Genomic DNA, 4,736 nt, shown 5'->3' with positions numbered 1-4,736 from the left:
TCGTCAGGTTTGATTTCAATCGCTTTGTCGTAAGAGGCGATCGCTTCTTCAATTCGCCCTAAGTCATCCAGCGCCAAACCCCGATTATTCCAAGCTTCGTGGTCGTCAGGTTTGAATTCAATAGCTTTGTCGTAAGAGGCGATCGCTTCTTCAAATTGCCCTAAGTTAAACAGCGCCAAACCCCGGTTATTCCAAACTTTGTGGTCGTCAGGTTTGAATTTAATGGCTTTGTCGTAAGAGGCGATCGCACCTTCAAAATCCCCTCTCTCATCTTGCTCTTTTGCCCGATCAAACCACGCATCAGCCTCTTGATTAAGCATTTCCATTTCCCTCTGCGTCCTCTGCGCCTTTGCGGTTAATTTCTCTTCCCAAACCATCCCCAACAAATTTTGATCCAACCTCCGAGATTTTACTCGGAAAATAGGTGTTTTATCGCTCGGATAATTCACTAATTGCAATACTCCGGTTATGCCAAGCTTCCTGGTAATCCGGTTTAATAGCTAAGGCTTTGTCAAAAGAGGCGATCGCACCTTCTAAGTCTCCTAACTGTCTCAGTGCAACACCCCGGTTATGCCAAGCTTCGTGGTAGTCTGGTTTAATAGCTAAAGCTTTGTCAAAAGAGGCGATCGCGTCCTCAAATCGCTCTAAGCTTTTCAGCGCAATCCCTCTATTAATCCAAGCTTCGTGCTTGTCGATTTTCAATTCAATCGCTCGATCGTAAGATGCGATCGCGTCTTCAAATCGCCCTAAATTTTTCAGCGCAATCCCCCGATTATTCCAAGCTTCGTGCTTGTCGAATTTGAATTCAATCGCTTTGTCGTAAGAAGCGATCGCGCCTTCAAATTGCCCTAATTTTCCCAGTGCCATGCCCCGGTTATACCAAGCTTCGTGGTAGTCTGGTTTAATAACTAAAGCTTTGTCGTAAGAAGCGATCGCGCCTTCAAATCGCCCTAATTTTCCCAGTGCCACGCCCCGGTTATACCAAGCTTCGTGGTAGTCTGGTTGAATGGCTAAAGCTTTGTCAAAAGATGCGATCGCGTCTTCAAAATCTCCTAATTTTCCCAGTGCCACGCCCCGGTTATACCAAGCTTCGTGGTAATCTGGTTGAATGGCTAAAGCTTTGTCAAAAGAGGCGATCGCTTCTCCCAATCGCCGTAAGCGATACAGTACATTACCTCGGCTATACCAAGCTTGGTACAAGTCAGGTTTAAATTCAATCCCTTTGTCGTAAGCAGCGATCGCTTCTTTAAATTGCCCTAATTCATACAGCGCCTCACCCCAGTTATACCAAACTTTGTAGAAGTCAGGTTGGATGCCAATGGCTTTCTTGTAAAAGGCGATCGCACCTTCAAAATCCCCTTTTTCATATTGCAAATATCCCCGACTAAACCACTCCTCAGCCTTTTGATTAACCATCTTAATTTCCATCTGCGTCCTCTGCACCTTTGCCGTTAATTTCTATTCCCAAACCATCGCCAACAAACACCGCCTCAATCACCTTCCCCCGCCAATCTTCCTCAACAATTGGCAGCGGAAACTTAGCTAAAATCCTCTTGCCAAATTCCCCCGCAACTCCTCCCAATTCCCCACCGCGAATTTGACTCAATAATACCAACCGCCGCGCCAATTCCTGATGCGATTCCACCGATGGATTATCAGTCCCTAACAACCTCTCACCAAATTGCCGCAACCAAGCCGCTAACTCCGTCTCTTTAACACCTTTCACCATCAAAAACCCGGCCACATTCCCGCTGCTAGTACCCCGATCCACCTCTTCTAAAAGCTGCATAAATATCGCTTCATATTCCGCATCAGTCCGCGTGAGACGCGGTGGCCCTACAGGAGTGCGACGGCCGCTATTCTCCTTCGGAAATAGGGGAAAAATAATCAGTAATTGTTGAAATAATCCCTTGATATATTGCCAAATTTTGTTTAGCATTTGTCGCACTCTGACCGTGTAATAACTTTGATTATACTATAATATTAGAGGAAGAGTATCCCAATTCTGTAGGGGCGGGTTCGCCAACAATTATTGCCACATAACTAATAATCTTGATAACCCGCCCCCACCCAACGAATAACCCCGAACAACGATCCTCGCCTTAATTGTTAAATTGAATTAATTGTTGATTTTTCGTGGGGTGGGGGCGGGTTTTTAGGATTGTCGATAGGTGTCAGATATTTTGGCGAACCCGCCCCTACAGGCTTTTGCAAATACTGTAAAATTAGCGGTTGAAACCGCGTCTACACAGACGAAACCCGCCTTCGCGGGTTGAATTTAATTCTACAGTCCGCGCAGGCGGACTTTGTTTGTGTAGATGCGATTTCAATCGCCCAAATTCAATCGCCCAAAATTTACCAAAATTCAATATTTCCCCTACTTCAAAATCAAATAATACAACTCCCCAGTAGCATTAATTAACCCCGCCCTATCCCCCGCCAAATCCCCCGTACCCATAAAAACATCCACTCTCCCAGGCCCTTTAATCGCTGCCCCAGTATCCTGATCTAATACATATCTACTAACAGCAATTTGCTCTAATTTCCCTCCTTGATTCTGATAAGGAATCCGAGTATTAATCAAGGCTAAAGCACCATGAGGCATCAAAGATTTGTCCGTAGCAATCGAACGTTCAGGAGTCACGGGTAAACCCAAACTACCCGTCGCCGGCGCACCGTTTGTTTCCCTAAAAAATACAAAACTTTCATTGCGGGGCAAATACTTATTCATATCCGCAGGAAATTGTTTAAAATATTGAGTAAGCCTAATTAAAGTCAAGTCTTCTAAAGTAAATTTTCCATCTCTAACTAACTCTCTACCTACGCCAGTGTAAGGGCGATCGGTTTTGCTAGCATAACCAACAGTCATTACATTGCCATCAGGTAATTGCAGCCTGGCAGAACCTTGAACGTGAACTAAAAAAGCTTGAAAGCGATCGCGCAACCAAACTAATTCTAACCCTCGCAATCGCGTTGCACCCAAACCATCCGCCCCTTCCAACTGTAACCGCGTCGGGTGGGGTTTCGGCCAAGATGCTAAATTAGGAGGTAAGCGATAAAGGGGATAGCGATATTCCGCCGTCGGTTCCCGCGAAGCATGGTAAATTGGCTCAAAATAGCCCGTAAAACCCACAGTTCCCTTGCCATCTTTGCCGGCAGCTTGATAAAATACAAATTCTCGCTTGACAGATGCTTGTAATTGTGCAGGAGAATTAGAACTAACAACTAATTGGCGAAAACGTTGCAAAGAAAGACGAACGCGATCGCGCGTAATTTCAGCTACAGGATACTTCTGATAAGCAGCAGCAGCTTTGGGCGATCGCAAATAGACTAAGCTATAATCAATCGCAATCAGAAGCGATCGCTTATCTCCCGGTTTACCCGCCTCGCCCCAAATTTGACCATCTAAACCTAAAATATCCGACCCGCTAACAACATCCAACCGATCGGGAGTCATCCGTTGTAGCGGTGGGACATCAGCAAAAACCGCCCAAGACAAGGCAACAGGAAACAGACAGCCACAAGCGAACAGGCGGCCCAGCGAGAATATAGAATAAGGCATAAGTAGTATTCGACCTAAATTAGAGAGGTTTTGCCTTATTCGTCTACGTCTGAAAAATCAGGCCTAGAACTATAAACAGGTTCCACACGAATCCCGATTACGCTACCAGGGCGAACCACCATATACTCATTTTCCCGATTTTTCATCGGGACGTTAACAAATTCTTTAGAGTCGAATTTGGGTACAATCACCCCGCTGTACCACTTCTGAAAATCTTGCAGGGTAGCGAAACGCACCTCTTGCTGGTGGCCGCCTTCTAGCATCAAGTGGACAACAAATTCATTAGGAGCTCTGGCCATACTGATTTTAGAATTTAGAATTTATAATGATTTTACATCTTAACCCTCAAACTCCATCAAAATATGCTGGATAGCGCACTAAGCCGCTAACATCCTTCAAAGCGCCGGGATAGAGTTCCGTCACCATAAACACCTCATCGGGTAATTCCAAGGAAGGAGTCAAACCAAATTGACTCGCCCTCTGAAAGCCAAAACGCTGATAATATTCGGGTTCACCTACAACCACAACAATACCGTGACCCAACTCGCGACATTTTGATAAACCAAATTCTACCAACTGGCTACCAATGCCTTGTCTTTGGCGTTGTGGGGCGACTGCTAGGGGGGCGAGGGCGAGGGCCCCAAACGTGCGATCGCGCCCTTCAATCAGCATACTGGTAAACAGAATATGCGCGATCGCCTCCCCATCTTCCCATCCCACCAGCGACAGTTCGGGGATAAAATTTGGGTACTTGCGGATTACCTCTACCAAATCTGCCTCACCGATCCCGCCGAAAGCCGCTATCAGCAAGGCGCGAATCGCCGTTACATCCGTATCTGTTTCAACAGCAAAAGATAACATAACAAGTTCCCTGTGATTAAATTTCTACAGTCAATAAGCAAATAGCCGGGCGAATAGAATTCGCAGCTACACAAACGAAGTCCGCCTTCGCGGACTGGGGATTTCGTGAGGATTTTACAACCCGCGAAGGCGGGTTTTGTCTGTGTAGACGCGGTTTCAACCGCCCTGTCGAGAATTTTATAGCTAGGGCGAATAGAATTCGCAGCTACACAAACGAAGTCCGCCTTCGCGGACTGGGGATTTCGTGAGGATTTTACAACCCGCGAAGGCGGGTTTTGTCTGTGTAGACGCGGTTTCAACCGCCCTGTCGAGA

Annotated in this window: 6 protein-coding genes; all 6 read right to left on the bottom strand. The window is 46.2% G+C overall.

The window, feature by feature from the left end; genetic code table 11:
- A partial coding sequence (locus tag PY364_RS08045; protein WP_343277562.1) for a tetratricopeptide repeat protein occupies positions 1 to 449 on the bottom strand: 449 nt, incomplete at its 3' end.
- Positions 430 to 1,428: a tetratricopeptide repeat protein gene (locus PY364_RS08040; RefSeq protein ID WP_275521719.1), complete on the bottom strand. Its 999-nt coding sequence runs from the start codon at positions 1,426 to 1,428 to the stop codon at positions 430 to 432. The genes PY364_RS08045 and PY364_RS08040, both read right to left, overlap by 20 nt.
- Positions 1,418 to 1,939 carry a hypothetical protein gene (locus tag PY364_RS08035; protein WP_275521718.1) on the bottom strand — a complete coding sequence of 174 codons (522 nt, stop codon included), beginning with the start codon at positions 1,937 to 1,939 and terminating at the stop codon, positions 1,418 to 1,420. The genes PY364_RS08040 and PY364_RS08035 overlap by 11 nt, the downstream gene beginning before the upstream one ends.
- Before the next feature lie 438 nt (positions 1,940 to 2,377).
- A complete protein-coding gene (locus tag PY364_RS08030) occupies positions 2,378 to 3,562 on the bottom strand; it encodes a murein transglycosylase A (RefSeq protein ID WP_275521717.1) in 1,185 nt (394 codons plus the stop codon).
- 35 nt (positions 3,563 to 3,597) lie between these two features.
- Positions 3,598 to 3,861, bottom strand: a complete 264-nt coding sequence (locus PY364_RS08025) for a hypothetical protein (RefSeq protein ID WP_275521716.1) — start codon at positions 3,859 to 3,861, stop codon at positions 3,598 to 3,600.
- A 46-nt stretch (positions 3,862 to 3,907) separates the two neighbouring features.
- Complete coding sequence (locus tag PY364_RS08020) at positions 3,908 to 4,423, bottom strand: N-acetyltransferase (protein ID WP_275521715.1); 516 nt, start codon at positions 4,421 to 4,423, stop codon at positions 3,908 to 3,910.
- Positions 4,424 to 4,736: the final 313 nt, after the last annotated feature.

Origin of the sequence: Kamptonema sp. UHCC 0994, from assembly GCF_029167235.1 — a bacterium.
Lineage (GTDB): Bacteria > Cyanobacteriota > Cyanobacteriia > Cyanobacteriales > Microcoleaceae > Kamptonema.
The sequence above is the reverse complement of the archived record's forward strand: the minus strand, read 5'-3'. Positions and strand labels throughout refer to the sequence as shown.

Bases quoted from the DNA above. Each gene is read 5' to 3' on its own strand.
- PY364_RS08025 (WP_275521716.1), bottom strand. From the start codon at position 3,861: ATGGCCAGAGCTCCTAATGAATTTGTTGTCCACTTGATGCTAGAAGGC.
- PY364_RS08040 (WP_275521719.1), bottom strand. From the start codon at position 1,428: ATGGAAATTAAGATGGTTAATCAAAAGGCTGAGGAGTGGTTTAGTCGG.
- PY364_RS08030 (WP_275521717.1), bottom strand. From the start codon at position 3,562: ATGCCTTATTCTATATTCTCGCTGGGCCGCCTGTTCGCTTGTGGCTGT.
- PY364_RS08020 (WP_275521715.1), bottom strand. From the start codon at position 4,423: ATGTTATCTTTTGCTGTTGAAACAGATACGGATGTAACGGCGATTCGC.
- PY364_RS08035 (WP_275521718.1), bottom strand. From the start codon at position 1,939: ATGCTAAACAAAATTTGGCAATATATCAAGGGATTATTTCAACAATTA.